This window comes from Hymenobacter coccineus (genome assembly GCF_001816125.1).
GTDB lineage: Bacteria > Bacteroidota > Bacteroidia > Cytophagales > Hymenobacteraceae > Hymenobacter > Hymenobacter coccineus.
The window spans coordinates 1-18,560 of sequence record NZ_MDZA01000111.1; the positions used below are offsets into that span (position 1 = coordinate 1).

At 62.3% G+C, this 18,560-nt stretch carries 14 protein-coding genes and 1 pseudogene; 8 read left to right on the forward strand and 7 right to left on the reverse strand.

Going from position 1 to position 18,560, the window contains the following annotated elements; all coding sequences use genetic code 11:
* Positions 1-1,253: ATP-dependent DNA helicase RecG (locus tag BEN49_RS08075; protein WP_141765631.1), on the forward strand; the 1,253-nt coding region annotated here is incomplete at its 5' end.
* Positions 1,254-1,300: 47 nt separating this feature from the next.
* On the opposite strand, the gene BEN49_RS27720 is transcribed toward BEN49_RS08075, so the two are convergent.
* Positions 1,301-1,468 (reverse strand): hypothetical protein, encoded by a 168-nt coding sequence (locus BEN49_RS27720; protein WP_158022794.1) that lies wholly within the window; start codon positions 1,466-1,468, stop codon positions 1,301-1,303.
* A 359-nt stretch (positions 1,469-1,827) separates the two neighbouring features.
* Between BEN49_RS27720 and BEN49_RS08080 the strand changes: the two genes are divergently transcribed.
* Positions 1,828-3,297: a hypothetical protein gene (locus BEN49_RS08080; protein WP_125916638.1), complete on the forward strand. Its 1,470-nt coding sequence runs from the start codon at positions 1,828-1,830 to the stop codon at positions 3,295-3,297.
* Between the two features lie 136 nt (positions 3,298-3,433).
* On the opposite strand, the gene BEN49_RS08085 is transcribed toward BEN49_RS08080, so the two are convergent.
* The 6 genes and pseudogenes from BEN49_RS08085 to BEN49_RS08105 all read right to left on the reverse strand — a co-directional run bounded on the left by BEN49_RS08085 (position 3,434) and on the right by BEN49_RS08105 (position 11,837).
* Positions 3,434-5,221 (reverse strand): acyl-CoA dehydrogenase FadE, encoded by a 1,788-nt coding sequence (locus BEN49_RS08085; protein ID WP_070742532.1) that lies wholly within the window; start codon positions 5,219-5,221, stop codon positions 3,434-3,436.
* A 174-nt stretch (positions 5,222-5,395) separates the two neighbouring features.
* Positions 5,396-5,707: a 50S ribosome-binding protein YggL gene (locus tag BEN49_RS25530; RefSeq protein WP_083325906.1), complete on the reverse strand. Its 312-nt coding sequence runs from the start codon at positions 5,705-5,707 to the stop codon at positions 5,396-5,398.
* Positions 5,708-5,841: 134 nt separating this feature from the next.
* Positions 5,842-7,026, reverse strand: coding sequence for an acetyl-CoA C-acyltransferase (locus tag BEN49_RS08090; RefSeq protein ID WP_070742533.1), 1,185 nt, complete (start codon positions 7,024-7,026; stop codon positions 5,842-5,844).
* 19 nt (positions 7,027-7,045) lie between these two features.
* A pseudogene (locus tag BEN49_RS08095) lies at positions 7,046-9,453 on the reverse strand (3-hydroxyacyl-CoA dehydrogenase/enoyl-CoA hydratase family protein).
* A gap of 51 nt (positions 9,454-9,504) precedes the next feature.
* The gene (locus BEN49_RS08100; RefSeq protein ID WP_070742534.1) at positions 9,505-9,981 is read right to left on the reverse strand and encodes a MarR family winged helix-turn-helix transcriptional regulator; all 477 of its coding nucleotides are present in this window, start codon (positions 9,979-9,981) and stop codon (positions 9,505-9,507) included.
* A gap of 95 nt (positions 9,982-10,076) precedes the next feature.
* The gene (locus tag BEN49_RS08105) at positions 10,077-11,837 is read right to left on the reverse strand and encodes an AMP-dependent synthetase/ligase (protein WP_070742535.1); all 1,761 of its coding nucleotides are present in this window, start codon (positions 11,835-11,837) and stop codon (positions 10,077-10,079) included.
* Between the two features lie 313 nt (positions 11,838-12,150).
* Here BEN49_RS08105 and BEN49_RS08110 point away from each other — a divergent pair, with 313 nt between their 5' ends.
* The 6 genes from BEN49_RS08110 to BEN49_RS08135 all read left to right on the forward strand — a co-directional run bounded on the left by BEN49_RS08110 (position 12,151) and on the right by BEN49_RS08135 (position 18,504).
* Positions 12,151-13,161, forward strand: a complete 1,011-nt coding sequence (locus BEN49_RS08110; protein WP_239691871.1) for a formimidoylglutamase — start codon at positions 12,151-12,153, stop codon at positions 13,159-13,161.
* A gap of 108 nt (positions 13,162-13,269) precedes the next feature.
* A complete protein-coding gene (pta, locus tag BEN49_RS08115) occupies positions 13,270-15,363 on the forward strand; it encodes a phosphate acetyltransferase (RefSeq protein ID WP_070742536.1) in 2,094 nt (697 codons plus the stop codon).
* Between the two features lie 76 nt (positions 15,364-15,439).
* Entirely contained in the window at positions 15,440-16,657 is a 1,218-nt protein-coding gene (locus BEN49_RS08120; RefSeq protein WP_317040418.1) for an acetate/propionate family kinase, read from the forward strand.
* A 107-nt stretch (positions 16,658-16,764) separates the two neighbouring features.
* Positions 16,765-16,998: a cytochrome b5 domain-containing protein gene (locus BEN49_RS08125; RefSeq protein WP_070742538.1), complete on the forward strand. Its 234-nt coding sequence runs from the start codon at positions 16,765-16,767 to the stop codon at positions 16,996-16,998.
* Between the two features lie 14 nt (positions 16,999-17,012).
* A complete protein-coding gene (gene murQ, locus BEN49_RS08130; protein ID WP_083325907.1) occupies positions 17,013-17,816 on the forward strand; it encodes an N-acetylmuramic acid 6-phosphate etherase in 804 nt (267 codons plus the stop codon).
* A 121-nt stretch (positions 17,817-17,937) separates the two neighbouring features.
* Positions 17,938-18,504: a hypothetical protein gene (locus tag BEN49_RS08135; protein ID WP_070742540.1), complete on the forward strand. Its 567-nt coding sequence runs from the start codon at positions 17,938-17,940 to the stop codon at positions 18,502-18,504.
* Positions 18,505-18,560 lie beyond the last annotated feature (56 nt).

The window sequence follows — 18,560 nt, forward strand, 5'->3', positions numbered from 1 at the left end:
AGGACTTCTGCGCCGGCCAGCAGATGAACCGGCTGTTGCAGGGCGACGTGGGCTCGGGCAAAACCATTGTGGCCTTCATCGCCATGCTGATGGCGGCCGACAATGGGGCCCAAAGTTGCCTGATGGCCCCCACCGAAATCCTGGCCGACCAGCACTACCAGGGCCTGAAGGTGTACGCCGACGCGCTGGGCATCCACTTGGGCAAGCTCACGGGCAGTACCCGCACGGCCCAGCGCCGCGTGCTGCACGAGGAACTGCGCAATGGCACCATGCACATGCTGGTGGGCACCCACGCGCTGCTGGAAGACGTGGTGCAGTTCCGCAACCTGGGCCTGACGATTATGGACGAGCAGCACCGCTTCGGGGTGGCGCAGCGCTCGAAGCTCTGGCAGAAGAACCCGCACGTCATCCCGCACGTGCTGGTGATGACGGCCACGCCCATCCCGCGCACGCTGGCCATGACGCTGTACGGCGACCTCGACGTGAGCGTGATTGACGAGCTGCCGGCCGGCCGCAAGCCCATCGTGACGGTGCACCGCTACGACGCCAACCGCTTGAAAGTGTTCGAGTTTATTCGCCAGCAGGTGCAACTCGGCCGGCAGGCCTACATCGTTTATCCGCTGATTGAGGAATCGGAAACGCTGGACTACAAGGACCTGACCGACGGCTACGAGAGCGTGACGCGCGCCTTCCCGGAGATGCAGATCAGCATGGTGCACGGGCGCATGAAGGCCGAGGAAAAGGACTTCGAGATGGCCCGCTTCGTGAAGCAGGAAACCCAGATTATGGTGGCCACCACCGTAATTGAAGTGGGCGTGAACGTGCCCAACTCGTCGGTGATGGTGATTGAGTCGGCCGAGCGGTTTGGCCTCTCGCAGCTGCACCAGCTGCGGGGCCGCGTGGGCCGCGGGGCCGACCAGAGCTACTGCATCCTCATGTCGGGCTTCAAGCTGAGCAAGGACGCCCGCACCCGCCTTGAAACGATGGTGCGCACCAACAACGGCTTCGAAATTGCCGATATTGACCTAAAACTTAGGGGCCCCGGCGACCTGATGGGCACCCAACAAAGTGGCGTGCTCGACCTGCTCATCGCCGACTTGGCCAAGGACGGGCGCATCCTGAGCGAGAGCCGCGCCGCGGCGCAGTCGCTGCTGGCGGAAGACCCGGACTTGGCCAGGCCCGAGAACGGCAACATCCGCCACCACATCGACAGCCTGCCCGCCACAGCCGTGAACTGGAGCCGGATTAGCTGAGAAACAGACCCAAAAGAAGCGGCCCTCCTGGAGCCGCTTCTTTTGGTTTAAAACAGAGCCAAGGCGCTGGTAATGGGCATTTGCTGCGCGTTGTTGCGCACCAGCAAAATTGAATTATTGGTATTGGGGGTGCGGGAGTTAGCGGGGGCCGTCAGTTCGGAGAATGTAGCGACGGTAACTGGCGGGTTGGGGCGCGACCAGCGCCCGACAATCACGAAACTTAGGAGTAAAAAAAGTTTTCCTATGGTTTTCATACAGTAAAATGCCCTCTGGCATAGAATGAATAATTCTTGGAATATTTACAATCAATCGACCTCTAAATCAATAGGCATCCTTTGCATTGGCAAGTTACGATGTTTGCCGGAAAGGTATGCCCATTTGGATTATACCTTAAACGGTGCCGCTATACGGAAGTTTAATTGTATTGGTTGTATTTATGCTACCTTTTTGTTACCCGCCCGGGGGCCCCGGCTGCCCTGCCCATGTGCCACACGGGCCCCAGGCAAGCACTACATTTGGCTTACGGGCCCGAAGAAGCGGACGGGCTTTCCAGTATTAATCTAATTTTTAATAAATGCGATACCATCGAATTGGTGCTATTATGGTCACGGCGGGGCTGCTGCTTACAATGGCGCCGGCCCGGGCCCAGAAGGTCAAATCCGTTCCGTTCAGCTACCAGCCCGAGCAGGGTGCCGACCGCTACGACAGCCGCGTACCCGTCAAAACGCTGCCGTTAGCCGATGGCAGCGGCTTCATCATTCTGGCCCACCAGGCCAACGGCGGCTACGCCGTGGAGCGCTACGACCAAGCCCTGAAAAAGCAATGGGCCGCCGCTCTCCCCGTGGCCCCCGGCGAAACCGTGGAAGCCTTCGGGCTGGGCCCCGAGCAGGCATGGGTGGTGCTGCACCACACCGACGAAAGCGGCCAGAACCTGACCGTGCACCCAGTGGGCCTGCGCAACGGCCAGCCGGGGCCCCCGGTGGTGCTGGTGGCGGCCCCGGCCCGCGACCGCCGCCCGGGCGTAGCCATTTCGCCCGATGGCGCGCACCTGCTGGCTTTCGCCTACCAAACGCGCGAAGCACAAATCAGGGCCCTGGATGCGACGCTGTTTGACCAGAAGCTGGGCAAGGTGTTGAGCCGGACCTATGACTTCCGGGCTACGCGCGACTTCTTTTCGCCCAACGTGCTGGTGGCCAACGATGGGGCCCAGTTGGTGACGATGATCAGCGACGGCATGAGCAAGCTGACTGTGCGCCGCTACCCGGCCACGCCCGACCTGCCTACCCAGGCCACGCCGGTGCCGGTGCTGGGCGTGCCGGTGGGCGGCATCTTCGGGGGCCGCACCATCCGCATCCGCGACGCGCGGTTCAAGCTGCTGCCCGACGGCCAGCTCTACGCCGCCGCGCTGGTGGCCGACTACGATTCGGGCGAGCTAACGGGCCTAAAAATGGTGCGTTTCGATTTCGACAAGAACGACATTAAGCTGAGCGACGAAGTGCCCTTCGATGCCGCTTACCTAGCCGCCGTGGGACAAGCCACGGGGGCCCCAGCGCCCAAGCGGCTGGAGGACATTTACCTGGCCGACCTACTCCTCACGCCCGAAAAAAACCTCGTGGTGCTAGCCGAGCGCCACTACGAGGAAGGGGGCCCCGAACTGCCGGTGCACGCCCGCGAAATCCACGCCTTCGGCTACAACAGCTTCGCCCGGCCGAGCTGGCACAAGCTGATAGCCAAAGACCAAACGGCCCCGGCCATCGACAGCTACACCGGCATCGGCTTCCGGGCGGCGGTGTTCAACGAAGACATCCAGCTGGTGACGCTGGAAACCCTGGCCGGCAAATCGGATCTGTATTTGCGCCACCTGCCGGCGCTGGGCGGCGTCACCTCGGCCCCGCAGCGCCTGAAATTAAACGTGGCCGACGATAAGCAGCTGGCTTATGTGAAGGACTTTACCACCTGGCTGGGGCCCAAAACCATCATCGGCATCAGCCGCCCCAGCAAGCGCTCCGCTGCCCTGCAACTGAACAGGGTAGAGATAAAATAACCACTTTGCCAAACGCAAAAAGGGCCGCTCCTGAAACCCAGGAGCGGCCCTTTTTGCGTCTAAACCCGCGGCAAAACAGATTCGTCACCGAAATCTGTTCTTACTCGTTAAATCCACTTAATCTGCGGTTCAGACATTAATAGATGTAGTCGTTGGCCTCGATCAGGCCGGCGGCCACGCGGCGGCGGGCATCCTTCACGTTGAAGAGGTCGGCCTTGGTGAAGCGTTTGAGGCCCATGCTCAGCAGGCGCTGCTCATCGCCCTCGGTCATGCTGGCAATGGCTTCCTTACCGGCTTTCTCCACGATGTCGATGGTGTCGGAGAGGTACACGCGGGCCATGTCCAACTCGCGGCTCAGGGCCTCCTCGCCTTTGGTGGCAATTTCCTTCTCCACGCGCAGCAGGGTGCTTTCGGCCACGTAGGTTTTGATGGCCATGTCGGCGATATTAGTCAGCACTTCCTGCTCTTTGGCGAGGGAGTTCATGTACTTCTGCACGGCCGTACCGGCCACCATCAGGATGGCCTTTTTGAGGCCCGCAATGGCTTTTTTCTCGGCGGCAAACGGCGAATCGTCGCTCTCGCCCATGCTCGGGATGGCCAGCAGCTCTTGCTGAACGGCCTGGGCGGGGCCCATCAGGTCGATTTCGCCCTTCAGGCCCTTCTTCAAAATCATGTCCACCGCCAGCATGCGGTTGATTTCGTTGGTGCCCTCGAAGATGCGGTTGATGCGCGAGTCGCGGTAAGCGCGGTCCATCGGGTAGTCGGCCGAGAAGCCGTAGCCGCCGAAAATCTGCACCCCTTCGTCCACCACGTAGTCGAGCACTTCCGAGCCTTCTACTTTCAGCATGGCGCACTCCACGGCGAATTCGCGGGCGGCGCCCAGCAAGGCCTCGTTGCTGCCCTTGCCCTCAGCCAGCAGCCGCTGCTCCATGCGGTAGATGTCGTCGCCGGCGCGGTAAATGGCCGATTCCACGGCGTACATGCGGATGGCCTGCTGAGCCAGCTTGTAGCGAATGGCGCCGAACTTACTGATGGGCAGCTTGAACTGTACCCGCTCGTTGGCGTATTTCACACTGTGGACGGCAGCACTTTTGGCCCCGCCCAGGCAGGCGGCGGCCAGCTTGATGCGGCCGATGTTGAGCACGTTGAAGGCGATGAGGTGGCCCTTGCCAATCTCGCCCAGCACGTTCTCCTTGGGCACCAGCGCGTCGCTGAAAAATACCTGCCGCGTGCTGCTGCCTTTGATGCCCATCTTGTGTTCCTCGTTGCCGAGGCTGAGGCCAGGCGTGTCCTTGTCCACGATGAAGCCGGTGAACTGCTCCCCGTCAATTTTGGCAAACACGATAAACACGTCGGCAAAGCCGCCGTTGGTAATCCACATTTTCTGGCCGTTCAGCACGTAGTGGGTGCCTCCGGCGTTCAGAACGGCCTTGGTTTTGGCCCCCAGCGCGTCGGAGCCCGATCCGGGCTCGGTGAGGCAATAGGCCCCCATCAGGGTGCCGTCGGTGAGGCCGGGCAGGTATTTTTCCTTCTGCGCGTCGTTGCCAAAGTACAGGATGGGCAGCATGGCGATGCCCGTGTGGGCCGCAAAGGCCACCGCAAACGAGTGGCCGCCGCCCACACCTTCCGTCACGCGCAGGGCCGTGGGGAAGTCCATATCCAGGCCCCCAAACTGCTCGGGAATGCTCACGCCGAACAGGCCTTGCTGGCCGGCTTTCGCCATCAGGCCGCGCATGAGGCCCTCCTCGTGGTTGTCGAGGCGCTCCAGCAGCGGCGTTACTTCTTGGGCCACAAAGTCCAGGCAGGTCTGGTACATCAGGCGCTGCTCCTCACTGAAATCGGCCGGCGTGAAAACGTCCTGCGCATCGGTCGGCTTGATGATGAATTCGCCGCCCTTCACGACAGCTTTTTGGGATACTTCCATGACGGTTTTAAGTGAAAAGTTGGAGTAGATGGAGAAGAAAAGTGTTAGGCACGCCTACTATTATGGCGAATAAGGGCCCTAGAAATTTAGTACTGCAAGATAAACAAAATTTGTTAGGCGTGCCGACTATTTGGCAAAAAGAAAACCCCGGAAGTGGGGTGATAAGCTATAGCATTACAGGTATCCAAGTCCCTTATCTTCGATACTTGCTACTTCGGGTAATGATTGTAGGAAAGAAGTCAATATCAAGCGCTGCTCTTCTGTTGGGGTTTTATAGTGTTGGCTTCCATCGAGTATAAATGCGTAGCCCTCAGCACTACCAGCCCGAAAGACAAAAAGCCCTTGTGCATTAGCGAAAGCTGAGAAAATCTCTTTTACCTCATCTGCGCGTCCTTCGGTCAATCCTGGGTGAAACTTACAATTCATCCACCATTGCCGGGTTTTAAACTCCCGAAGTCGCAGCTTCTTGCGCAGTCGCTTTTTCATAAGAACAAGTGGAACAGTCCGTTAAAACAAAAAAGGCTATCATGTTGAGCCTGCCTAAGCTTCTCTAGCGAACGGCGCAGTAGAGATGCTTCAGCAGACTCAGCATGACAGTCTTTTCCTTTTTGCTGGGGGCCCTACTTCAGCAGCTCGTATATGCCGGCCACGCCCTGACCGCCGCCCACGCAGGCCGTGACGATGCCGTATTTCTGGCCCCGGTCGCGCAGTTCGTCGAAGAGCTGGATGGAGAGCTTGGCGCCCGAGCAGCCCAGCGGGTGGCCCAGGGCAATGGCCCCGCCGTTCACGTTTAGCTTCTCGGGGTTGATGCCCAGCTCGCGCACCACGGCCAAGCTCTGCGAAGCGAAGGCCTCGTTCAGCTCGAACAAGTCGATGTCTTCCAGCTTCATGCCGGCTTGCTTGAGGGCTTTCGGCACGGCCTTGATGGGGCCCATGCCCATGATGCGCGGGTCGACGCCCTCGGTGGCGTAGGTGACCATGCGGGCAATGGGCTCCAGGTTTAGCTCCTTCACCATCCGCTCGCTCATCACCAGCACGAAGGCCGCGCCGTCGGAAGTTTGCGACGAGTTACCAGCCGTGACGCTGCCGTTGGCGGCGAAAACCGGGCGCAGCTTGGCTAGGGCTTCGATGGACGTATCGGCGCGGGGGCCCTCGTCGGTGTCCACCACGTAGGAGCGGCTTTTCTTCTTGCCGGTGGCCTGATCGAGGTAGGTTTCCTCCACCGTGATGGGCACAATGCTCTTGGCAAACTTACCTTCCTTGATGGCCTTTATGGCCTTCTGGTGCGAATTGTAGGAGAACTCGTCCTGGTCCTGGCGCGAGATTTTGTAGTCCTGCGCCACGGCTTCGGCCGTCAGGCCCATGCCCATGTAGTAGTCGGGGTGCTCGTTGGCGAGCTTGTAGTTAGGCACCGTTTTCCAGCCCACGGTGGGCACCATGCTCATGCTTTCGGTGCCGCCGGCGATGATGCACTCGGCCATGCCGGCCGTGATTTTGCCCACCGCCATGGCGATGGTTTCCACGCCCGAGCCGCAGTAGCGGTTCACGATAAGGCCCGGCACGTTGATGGGCAGCGCCAGCAGCGAGATGAGGCGGCCCATTTGCAGGCCTTGCTCGGCCTCGGGCACGGCGTTGCCCACAATCACGTCATCGACGCGGCTGGGGTCCAGCGCGGGCACCGACTTGACGAGGTGTTTGATAACCTCAGCGGCCAGGTCGTCGGGGCGGGTGAAGCGGAACACGCCGCGGGGCGCTTTGCCAACGGCCGTGCGGAAGCCAGCTACGATATATGCAGTATTAGCCATAGTATTGGTTCTGATTGAATTAGTTGCGCAGCGGCTTGCCGGTGGTGAGAATGCTCTGAATCCGCTCCAGCGTCTTGCGCTCGCCGCAAAGGCTGAGGAAGGCGTCGCGCTCCAAGTCCAGCAGGTACTGCTCGCTCACCTCGGTGGGCGAACTCAGGTCGCCGCCACACATCACGTAGGCCAATTTATTGGCAATCAGCTCGTCGTGTTTCGAGATGTAGTTGCCCTGTTGCATGGCGTACACGCCGGTGCGGAACATGGCCAGGGCCCCCTTGCCGTGCACCTTCACGTTGGTTTTCTGAGTAGGCTGGGTGTAGCCGGCGTCGGCCAGCTCCAGGGCAGCGGCTTTGGCCTGGGCAATTACGCGGCTGCCGTTAACCACAATTTCGTCGCCCCGGCGCAAAAACCCCAGGTCGAACGCCTCGGCGGCCGAAGTCGAAACCTTGGCCGTGCTGATGGTCATGTAAGTGTTGCGCAGCAGGTTGTATTCGGGTTCACCGTCTTCGTACTTAGCAGCGGTACGCAGCGTCATTTCCTTGGTGCCGCCACCGCCGGGGATCAGGCCCACGCCGAATTCGACCAGGCCCATGTAGGTTTCGGCCGCGGCCACCACCCGGTCGCAGTGCAGGTTCAGCTCGCAGCCGCCGCCCAGGGCCAGGCCGTGGGGGGCCCCCACCACCGGGATGCTACTGTAGCGCAGCCGCATCATGGCCTGCTGGAACTGGCTGATCATCAAGTTCAGCTCATCGAATTCTTGCTCCAGGGCCTGCATGTACACCAGGCCCAGGTTGGCGCCGGCCGAGAAGGCGGGCGCGTCGTTGCCCACCACCAGGCCCCGGTAGCCGCCCTCGGCCATGTCGATGCCCTTGAGCAGGCCCTGAATCACGTCCTGGCCCATGGCGTTCATCTTCGAGTGGAATTCCACGTTCAGAATGCCGTCGCCGAGGTCGATGACGGAGGCGCCGCTGTTTTTCCACAGCACCTTGCCGCTGGCCCGCAAGTTGTCGAGGATGATGAAGTTCTCCACGCCCGGCACCGGTTGGTACTGCTGGCTCTGCTGGTCGTAGAACTCACGCACGCCGGCGGCGTTTATCTTGTAAAAGGCCTGGTGGCCAGCGGCCAGCATTTCCTCTACCCACGGGGCCACGGTGCGGCCGGCGGCTTTAGCCAGGTCGATACCCGCCTGCACGCCCAGCGCATCCCAGGTCTCGTAGGGCCCCAATTCCCAGCCAAAACCGGCGCGCAGGGCGTCGTCAATCTTGTACAGCTCGTCGGCGATTTCGGGCACGCGGTTACTTACGTAGGCGAACAGGCTGCCGAAGCTGAGGCGATAAAACTCGCCGGCCTTGTCCTTGCCCGCCACCAGTACCTTGAAGCGGTCGGCCACCTTGTCGATGGTCTTGGTCATCTCCAAGGTGGCAAACTTCACCTTCTGCGAAGGCTTGTATTCCAGCGTGTTGAGGTCCAAGGCGTGGATTTCCGACTTGCCACCTTCGCCTTTCACCTTCTTGTAGAATCCCTGGCCGGTTTTGTCGCCCAACCACTTATTCTCGCCCATTTTCTTCACGAAATCGGGCAGCACGAACACGTCTTTCGCCTCGTCGTCGGGCAGGCCTTGGGCCAGGCCATTGGCCACGTTGATGGTCGTGTCGAGGCCCACCACGTCGGAAGTGCGCAGCGTGGCAGACTTGGCGTGGCCAATCACAGGGCCCGTCAGCTTGTCGATTTCCTCCACGGTCAGGCCCAGCTTCTGCATGGTTTGCATGGCGTCGAGCAGGGCAAATACGCCCACGCGGTTGGCAATGAAGCCCGGCGTGTCCTTGGCTAGCACGGTGGTTTTGCCCAGGTACAGGTCGCCATAGTGCAGCAGGAAATCAACCACTTCTGGCTTCGTATCGGGCGTCGGAATTACTTCCAGCAGCTTCAGGTAGCGCGGCGGGTTGAAGAAGTGCGTGCCGCAGAAGTGCTGCTTGAAATCGTCGGAGCGGCCCTCGGCCAGCAGGTGAATCGGGATGCCGCTGGTATTGCTCGTGATGAGCGTGCCCTTCTTGCGGAACTGCTCCACCCGCTCGTAGAGGCTCTTTTTGATGTCGAGCCGCTCCACCACCACCTCAATTGTCCAGTCGCAACCGGCAATTTCCTTGAGGTTGTCGTCGAAGTTGCCGGTTTTGATGCGGCTGGCCTCGCTCTTGCGGTAAAGCGGCGAGGGATTGGCAACGATTGCGGCCTGCAACGCGGCGTTCACGATGCGGTTGCGCACGGCGGGGCCCCCAGCTCCAAGCCTTTGGCCTGCTCGGCGGGCAGCAGTTCTTTGGGCGCAATGTCGAGCAGCAGCACCTGCACGCCAATGTTGGCGAAGTGGCAGGCGATGCGCGAGCCCATGACGCCGGAGCCCAAAACGGCTACTTTTTTGATGATTCGTTTCATTCAGTTCGGGTGAATGGGTGGGTTGGCAATTGGGAGCGGCGGGCCGGGGCCCTACGCCGGGTTTTCGAGGCGCAGCGGCTTCAGTTCGAAGCCGTCGAACATGGTTTTACCCTCGATGATGCCCGTAATCTGGGCCGTCACTTTCAGGAACACGTCGAGCTGCGACTGCGGGATTTTCTCCCGGATTTTGGCGTTGAAATGCCGCACCGTCTGGCGCGAAATCTCCTTTTTCTCCAAGCCCAGCGGCGTCAAGAAAATGCGCACCGAGCGTTTGTCCTGCGTATCGGCTTGCTTGTAGATCAGGCCCTTATCCTCCATGCTGCGCAAAATGCGCGTGAGGCTGCGCGTTTCCAGGCCCAGCAAGGGCGCAATTTTGGTGGCCGGAATGCCGTACTCCTGGTCGATGTTGAGCAGCACAAACCCGATGCTGGTCGTGATGTCGTTCTGGGCCGCTTGGGTGTTGTACATCCGCGAAATGGCGTGCCAGGCCACTTTGATGTTGTAATCGACGGTTTCTTCGGGTTTCATGGCGCAGGTTAAGTACGGTAAACTTACGAAAGAATTTGTTCGGCTTGCATACTACTTTCTCAAAAATCTGGGGCCCCGGCGCAGGGGCAGCCCAGCTAAAACAGCCCTTCGATGAGGTCCTTGTTTTTTTCGGTGATGACCTTGCGCTTTACCTTCATGGTGGGCGTCATTTCGCCGGTTTCTACGGTCCACAGCTCGGGCAGGAGCGCAATTTTTTTCAGCTGCTCCCACTGCGCAAAGCTCTCGTTGCATTTGACAACCAGCTCGTGGTAGAGCTTCACTACTTGTTCGTTGCGCACCAGCTCTTCGTTGGGCGCGTCGGGCACGCCATGGCTTTTGCACCAGGCTTTCAGGTCGGGGAAGGAAGGGATGACCAAGGCGGCGGCGTACTTTTTATCAGCCCCCACTACCATTGCCTGCTCGATGAGCGGCTCTTCTTTGAGCTTGCCCTCAATGACTTGCGGGGCAATGTACTTGCCGCCGCTGGTTTTGAACATCTCCTTTTTGCGGTCGGTAATCTTCAAAAACCGGCCGTTCACCAGCTCGCCAATGTCGCCGGTGTGTAGCCAGCCGTCGGCGTCGATGGTTTCGGCCGTGAGCTCGGGCTTGTTGTAGTAGCCCTTCATCACGGAGGCCGAGCGGGTCAGGATTTCGCCGTCGGGTGCAATTTTCACCTCCATGTTATTGATGAGGGGCCCTACGCTGCCGATCATGTTGTTTTCGCGCTCGTAGCCGTTCACGGCAATTACGGGCGAGGTTTCCGTCAGGCCGTAGCCCTCCATTACCCGGATGCCGGCAGCCCAAAACACCCGCGCCAGCCGCGGTTGCAGGGCCCCGCCGCCGCTCACGATGCAGCGCAGGTTACCGCCCAGCGCCTCGCGCCATTTGCTAAAGATGAGCTTATTAGCCACCGCCAGCTCAGTGTTGTACACGAAGCCCTGGTCCTTCTGGGTGTCGTATTTCAGGCCCAAATCCAGGGCCCAGAAGAAGAGCTTGTGCTTGAGGCCGGTTTGCTCGTGGCCCTTGGCCACGATGCGGTCGAACACTTTTTCGAGCAGGCGCGGCACGGTGGTGAAGATTTCGGGCTTCACTTCGCGCAGGTTTTCGGCCACGGTTTCCAGGCTTTCGGCGTAGTAAATGCTCACGCCGCTCATCATGTAGAGGTACGTGACCATGCGCTCGAAAATGTGGCACAGCGGCAGGAAGCTCAGCGCTTTGTCCTGGGGGCCCACAGGCACGAACTCCTTAGAGTTTAGGCAGTTGCTCAGGAGGTTACCGTGGCTAAGCATCACGCCTTTGGGCTGGCCGGTGGTACCGCTGGTGTAGATGAGCGTGAGCAGGTCGTCGGGCTCCACTGCGGCTTTCAGGGGCTCCAGGTCGGCGGGGTTGCCCTGCTGGCCCAATTCCAGCAGCTCGCTGAAGTGCCGGGCCCCGTCTACTTTATCAAACGTGAACACGTTTTCGGCCGGAATATTCAGGCCCGCCGTGGCCTCCTGCACTTTGTGAAACAGCTTTTCATCGGACACGAACACGGCCCGCACGCCGGCGTCGGTGAAAATGTACTTATAATCCTCGACCGTAATGCTGGGGTACATGGGCACGCTGGTGGCCCCTATTTGGGCGATGCCGAAGTCGGCCAGCAGCCACTCGGGCCGGTTCATGCTGATGAGGGCCACTTTATCGCCGCGCTGCAGGCCCAGGGCCCGCAGGCCGAGGCTCACCAGGTTGGCTTGGTCCTGCACCTGTTGGGTGCTGAGGGGGGCCCACTGGCCGTCGATTTTGGCAGCCAGCGCGTCGGTTTTGGCGAACGTGGCGAGCTGGTAGGGCAGGATATCGAAAGAGCGGCGGACGTCCATCAGCGGGTGGGATAGGGCTAGTGCGGGGTGAAACTGCGGTTAAATAAACGAGGTTTTTTGGCGATGGGGCCCCAGCGGGGTGCAACGGCGGCCGGGGCCCCGTTTTAAATTGCCCCAGCCGCCGCGGGAGCGTGTAATTTTGCGGCCCTTGCTTTTGGTATTTTCATGAATCTGGCCCTGTTTTTTGACCCGCTCGCCGACGACGAGCCCGCGGCCACCCCCACCCCGCCCACTACCCTGGCGGCCTACGCCAAGCGCTTCACCGAGGCGTTTCCGGACTGGCGCGGGGCTGACCTGGCCCTCCTTGGCCTCGATGAGTGGCGTGGCGCCGCCGCTGGGGCCACCGGCCGGCTACCACGGCGCCAACTGCGTGCGCGAGCGGTTTTACCAGCTCCAGAAAGGCACGGGGGCCCTGCGGCTCGTCGATTTGGGCAACCTGCGCCCGGGCCTCAGCCTGGAAGACACCTACCAGCGGCTGCGCGAAATTGTGGCCGCACTACTCGAAGCCAACACGGTACCCGTGCTGCTGGGCGGCTCGCACGACCTCGATTACGGCCAGTTTCTGGCCTACGAAACCCAGGAGCGTCCGGTGAGCTTCGCCATCGTGGATGCCCGGCCCGACATGGCCGAGCCGGGCCCCGCCACGCCGGCCGAAACCAGCCACCTGCGCCGCCTGCTGGTGCACGAGCCCAACTACGTGTTCAGCCTGGCCCACCTCGGGCACCAGCAGTACCTCACGCCGCCTGAGGTGCTGCTGGCCCTCGACAAAATGCACTTTGATATGATGAGCGTGGGAGCCATTCGCACCGACCGGCGGCAGGCCGAGCCGCTGGTGCGCCAGGCTGATTTCCTGAGCATCGACCTGGCCGCCCTGCGCTGGACCGACGCACCTGGCTACGCCCCAGCCAACCCCTTCGGCCTCAGCGCCGACGACGCCACGCAGCTGTGCTGGTACGCCGGGCACAGCGAGCAGCTTACGTCGCTGGGCCTCTACGGCTACCGGCCCGAGCACGACGCCCACGGCCTGGCCGCTGCCACGCTGGCCACCATGCTCTGGTACTTCGTGGAAGGCTTTTACCACCGCCGGCCCGAAACCGGCTTCGGCACGTTCCGCTTCCTTACTTATACGGTGGTGCTGCCGGGCAACCCCGATAAGTTGGTGTTCTACAAGTCGCGCCGCGCCGACAAGTGGTGGATGGAGGTGGAAAGCCTCGGCGACAGCACCGTGAAGCGCGTGGTGCCGTGCTCGTACGAAGATTACCTCCACGCCTCGCAGGGCGACTTGCCCGAGCGCTGGATTCGCCTGCAAGCCCTGCTGGGGTAGGAATTTGAGGTGAGATTCGGGGTGGTCCGACGACGGGAAAAGTTACCGGACCACCCACGCCTCCGCCGGGGCCCTAAACGCCAGCCCCTACTGCTGCGTTAGCTACCCATGACCAAAGCCGTTTTTATTGCCGCTGCCGAGCCCTACAGCGGCAAGTCCATCGTTGCGCTGGGGCTGGTGAACATGCTGCTGGGGCAGACCCGCAGGGTAGGTTACTTCAAACCCATTATCGACAACGACCCGGCGGAGCGGTTGGACGCGCACCTCGACACGATGATGCGCCATTTTAAGCTGCCGCTGGCCGTGGCCGATACCTACGCCTACACGCGGCCCGAGGCCCTGCGGCTGATGGAAGCCGGCGCGGAGGGGGCCATGATCGACGCCATCATCCGCAAGTTCAAGCGCTGGGAGGACGATTACGACTTCACGGTAGTGGAAGGCAGCGACTTCTTGGGGCCCGGCACGGCTTTCGAGTTCGACGCCAACGTGTCGATTGCCAAGAACCTGGGCGTGCCGGTTATCCTGGTGGTGTCGGGCGAGGGCAAGAGCACGGCCCAGATCATCAGCGCGGTGCTGACGCTGCTGCACAACTTCGAGGCCCGCGAGGTGCCGGTGCTGCTGGCCGTGGCCAACCGCGTGCCGCCCGCCCAGGCCGCCGACGTGGAAGCCCTGCTGCGCAGCCAGCTGCCGGCCGGCGTGCTGCTGGCCGTCATCCCCGAAGACGCCGACCTGCTGCACCCCACTATGCGCGAAATCCAAGCCGGGCTGGGCGGCCAACTGCTGTTTGGCGCAGCGGGCCTCGACAACCAGGTGGATAACTACATCATCGGGGCCATGCAGGTGCCCAATTTCCTCAATTATCTCACCGACAACGTACTGATTGTGACGCCAGCCGACCGCGGCGACATCATCCTTTGCGCCCTGCAAGCCCACCAGTCGGCCAACTACCCGCGCGTGGCGGGGATCGTGCTCACGGCCCGCGGCGAGCCCGACGCGGCCGTGATGCGCCTGCTCGACGGGCTGTCGGGCGTGGTGCCCATCTTGGCCGTGGACACCGGCACGTTTGCCACCACTACCCGCGTAGGGGCCATTAAGTCGCGCATCACGCCCGATAATCCGAAGAAGATTCAGCTGGCCATCAGCACTTTCGAGCGTTGCGTAGACGTGCGGGCCCTGGAAGAAAAGCTGGCCGGCTTCCAGTCGGTGGGCCTCACGCCGCACATGTTCCAGTACCGGCTGTTGCAATGGGCCAAGCGCCAGCGCCGCCACATCGTGCTGCCCGAAGGCAACGACGACCGGGTACTGCGGGCCGCCGCGCTGCTGCTCCAGCAAGACATTGTGGACCTGACCATTCTGGGCAACCCCGCCGACGTGGCCGCCTCGGCCAAGCGCCTGGGCATCAGCCTGCCCGCGGGCCACGCGAGCATCATCGACCCAGCGGAATCGGCGTACTACGCCGACTATGTGGAGACGTTTTACCAACTGCGCAAGGACAAGGGCGTGAACCAGGATATGGCCCGCGACCTGCTGCGCGACGTGTCGTACTTCGGCTCGATGATGGTGTACCAAGGCCACGCCGACGGCATGGTGTCGGGGGCGGTGCACACTACGCAGCACACGATTCGGCCAGCGTTGCAGTTCATCAAGACCAAGCCGGGCGTATCTGTGGTATCGTCGGTGTTTTTCATGTGCCTACCCGACCGGGTGGCGGTGTTCGGCGACTGCGCTGTAAACCCCAACCCCACCGCCGAGCAGCTGGCCGAAATCGCCATTTCCTCGGCCGACAGCAGCCTGGCGTTTGGCATCGAGCCGCGGGTGGCGATGCTTTCGTACTCGTCGGGTACCTCGGGCGCGGGGGCCGAGGTGGAGAAGGTGCGCCGGGCCACCGAGCTGGTGCGCCAGCTGCGCCCCGGCCTGAAGGTGGAGGGCCCCATCCAGTACGATGCGGCCGTGGACCCACTGGTGGGCCGCCAGAAGCTGCCCGACTCCGAAGTAGCTGGTCAGGCCAGCGTCTTCATCTTCCCCGACCTGAACACCGGCAACAACACCTACAAAGCCGTGCAGCGCGAAACCGGGGCCCTGGCCATCGGCCCGGTGCTGCAAGGCCTGAACAAGCCCGTGAACGACTTAAGCCGCGGCTGCACCGTGGACGACGTATTTAATACGGTGGTCATTACGGCGATTCAGAGCCAGCAGGGGTAGTTACGAGGTGGCCTAAGCGCCTATTTGAATAGACCAAAAACGGCCAATCTGCGCTCGGCGTGACGCTCTTTTCAACATGACAAGACAACTCATGAACATCTTCGTCGTCAACTCTGGCAGCAGCTCCCTCAAATACCAGCTCTTTCGCTGGCCCAACGAGCAGCCGCTGTGCAGCGGGTTGGTGGAGCGCATTGGCTCGGCGCAGGCGGAAATCACGCACCGGGTATTTGACGTGCAAGCCCCAGGGCCCCCGGCCGCCGAGCAGCGCTCCACCCTGGCGGTACCCGACTACGAGGCTGGCCTGCGCGAAGTGGTGCGCCTGCTGACGGACGGGCCCGGGGCCGTTATTGGGGCCCCGGCGGAGGTGGACGTGGTAGGGCACCGCGTGGTGCACGGCGGCGAGTTTTTCACCGGGCCAACGCTTGTTAACGCGGGGGTAAAAGCCAAAATCAAGGAGCTGTTTGGGCTGGCCCCGCTGCACAACCCGGCCAACTACCAGGGCATCGAAGTAGCGGAGCGGCTGTTTCCGGGGACCCGGCAGGTGGCGGTGTTCGACACGGCGTTTCACCAGACGCTGCCCGAATATGCGTTTCGCTACGCGCTGCCCACGGCGCTTTACACCGAGCAGCGCATCCGCAAGTACGGCTTCCACGGCACCAGCCATCAGTACGTGGCGGACCAGGCCACCGCTTATTTGCAAAACCCCGACGCCCGGCTCATCACTATCCACCTCGGCAACGGGTGCAGCATGGCGGCGGTGCGCGGCGGCCGGTCGCTGGATACCAGCATGGGCTTCAGCCCGCTCGCCGGCCTGGTGATGGGTACCCGCTCGGGCGACCTCGACCCCTCAGTGCTGCTGCACCTGCTGGGGCCTCTGGGCTACACCGCCGAGCAGGTGGGCACGCTGCTGAACAAGGAAAGCGGCATGCTGGGCCTCGCTGGCGCCAACGACCTGCGCGACGTGGGCCGGGCCCTGGCGGCCGGCGACGCGCGCGCCGCAAGGGCCCTGGACATCTACGCCTACCGCATCCGCCAGTACATCGGGGCCTACGCGGCGGTGCTTAACGGGCTCGATGCCCTCGTGTTCACGGCCGGGGTAGGCGAGAACGATGCCCTGGTACGGGCCCGCGCCTGCCAGGACCTGGAGTTTTTCGGCCTGGAGCTGGACGCGGCCCGCAACGAGGCCCGCACCCCGGGCCTGCGCGACATTAGCCGGCCCTCGTCGCGGGTTCGAATCCTGGTCATTCCCACCAACGAGGAGTTGGAAATTGCCCGGCAGTGCGCCACGTTGTAGCACCGGCGGGCCCATTACCGGGTTTTCTCCAACTCCCCAAAGACGGCGGCCCGGCGTAATTTTGGGCCCCAACGCCACTCCTGGCGACCGTACCACTTACCCCTCGCATGCTTCCCGAATACACCCGCGGCCAGCTGGCCCTGCGCAACGGCCAGGACCGCGACGAGATTTGGGTGGCCTACCAGGGCCGCATCTACGACGTGGGCCGCTCGCGGCTGTGGAAGCGCGGCAACCACTACGAGCACTGGGCCGGCCAAGACCTGACGCCCGAGCTCGACAAAGACGCCCCGCACAACGCCAAGGTGTTTGACAATTTCCCTGTTATTGGCCTGCTGAAATAACTCTCTTTGCGATGATGACCACCGAAGCACCTTCTGAATTCACCAACCTCGAAACGCTGCCCACCGCTGAGCTGCTGGCCGGCATGAACCGCCTCGACCAGACCGTGCCCCAGGCCGTGGCCCGGGCCCTGCCCCAAATTGGGGCCCTGGTGGAAGCCACCGTGGCCCGGCTGCAAGCTGGCGGGCGCTTGTTCTACATCGGGGCGGGCACCAGCGGACGGCTGGGCGTGGTGGACGCCTCGGAGTGCCCGCCCACGTTTGGCGTGCCGGCCGGGCTAGTGGTGGGCATCATGGCCGGGGGCGACGGCGCCATCCGCCAGGCCGTGGAGGGCGCGGAGGATAACGCCACCCAGGCTTGGGTCGATTTGCAGGCCCACGGCGCCAACGCTAAGGACGTGCTGGTGGGTCTGGCCGCCTCGGGCCGCACGCCCTACGTCATCGGGGGCCTGGAAGCGGCGCGTGCGGCGGGCCTGGCCACGGGCTGCATCGTGTGCAACGCCGGCTCGGGCGTGGCAGCGGCGGCAGAGTTTCCGGTGGAAGTGGTGACGGGCCCCGAGTTCATCACCGGCAGCACGCGCCTCAAGGCTGGCACGGCCCAGAAGCTGGCGCTCAACATGCTCACCACGGCCACCTTCATCCGCCTGGGCCGGGTGAAGGGCAACAAGATGGTGGACATGCAGCTCTCCAACGAGAAGCTGGTGGAGCGCGGCCAGCGCATGCTGATGGACGAGCTGGGCATCGGCCAGCCCGAGGCGGCCGCGCTGCTGGCCCGCCACGGCAGCGTGCGGGCCGCGCTGGGGGCCCTGGGCAAGGCCTGAACCCGGGCCGGAACGCGGAAATGCCTGCGCAGCGTTGGAGCAAGGGGGCCGGTTTTAGCCGGCCCGGCGGAACCGAATGCGTCCTGGCGCGTTTCCAACTTGCTTTCTACCCCGCTTTGCCATGCACACCATCGAGCCTTTCTATAACTGGATTGACCAGTATTCGGCCACCGACGACCCTCAATCGCCCCTCTACGGGGCTGAAAATAGCCTGGAGCTTTTCACCAACAACATCTACGGCTACCTCATTCACCCGCAATGGGATAGCATGGAATCGGACACGCTGTTTCTGAAAATCCTGTTCGCCGATTACGAGGACGGTGTGGCCGTTATCGAGTTCATCGGCGAGTGGAACGACGCTATCGAGAACGACGTGATGCACCTCAAGCGCCACATCGTGGACCCGCTCGTGGCCGAGGGCATCCGCAAATTCATCCTCATCGGTGAGAACGTGTTCAACTTCCACGGGGCCGAGGACGACTACTACGCCGAGTGGTTTGAGGACGTGGAGGATGGCTGGGTGGCCGGCATCAACTTCCAGGACCACGTGCAACGCGAAATGCACCAGTACAATGTGGATAACTACGTGAACTTCGGGGGACAACTCGACGACCTGCCCTGGCGCACGTTGGAGCCGCGCCGCCTTTTTGAAGTCGTGGACGGCCTGTTGCAGCGCCGCTTGAATTAGGGCCCCACGGCCGGGCGACCGGTAGCCCCAGCGGGGCGGCCCAGGTGCCAGGGCCC

Coding starts and splice junctions, on each gene's coding strand:
- BEN49_RS08080 (WP_125916638.1), top strand. CDS start 1,828: ATGCGATACCATCGAATTGGTGCTATTATGGTCACGGCGGGGCTGCTG.
- BEN49_RS08085 (WP_070742532.1), bottom strand. CDS start 5,221: ATGGAAGTATCCCAAAAAGCTGTCGTGAAGGGCGGCGAATTCATCATC.
- BEN49_RS25530 (WP_083325906.1), bottom strand. CDS start 5,707: ATGAAAAAGCGACTGCGCAAGAAGCTGCGACTTCGGGAGTTTAAAACC.
- BEN49_RS08090 (WP_070742533.1), bottom strand. CDS start 7,026: ATGGCTAATACTGCATATATCGTAGCTGGCTTCCGCACGGCCGTTGGC.
- BEN49_RS08100 (WP_070742534.1), bottom strand. CDS start 9,981: ATGAAACCCGAAGAAACCGTCGATTACAACATCAAAGTGGCCTGGCAC.
- BEN49_RS08105 (WP_070742535.1), bottom strand. CDS start 11,837: ATGGACGTCCGCCGCTCTTTCGATATCCTGCCCTACCAGCTCGCCACG.
- BEN49_RS08110 (WP_239691871.1), top strand. CDS start 12,151: ATGAGTGGCGTGGCGCCGCCGCTGGGGCCACCGGCCGGCTACCACGGC.
- pta (WP_070742536.1), top strand. CDS start 13,270: ATGACCAAAGCCGTTTTTATTGCCGCTGCCGAGCCCTACAGCGGCAAG.
- BEN49_RS08120 (WP_317040418.1), top strand. CDS start 15,440: ATGACAAGACAACTCATGAACATCTTCGTCGTCAACTCTGGCAGCAGC.
- BEN49_RS08125 (WP_070742538.1), top strand. CDS start 16,765: ATGCTTCCCGAATACACCCGCGGCCAGCTGGCCCTGCGCAACGGCCAG.
- murQ (WP_083325907.1), top strand. CDS start 17,013: ATGACCACCGAAGCACCTTCTGAATTCACCAACCTCGAAACGCTGCCC.
- BEN49_RS08135 (WP_070742540.1), top strand. CDS start 17,938: ATGCACACCATCGAGCCTTTCTATAACTGGATTGACCAGTATTCGGCC.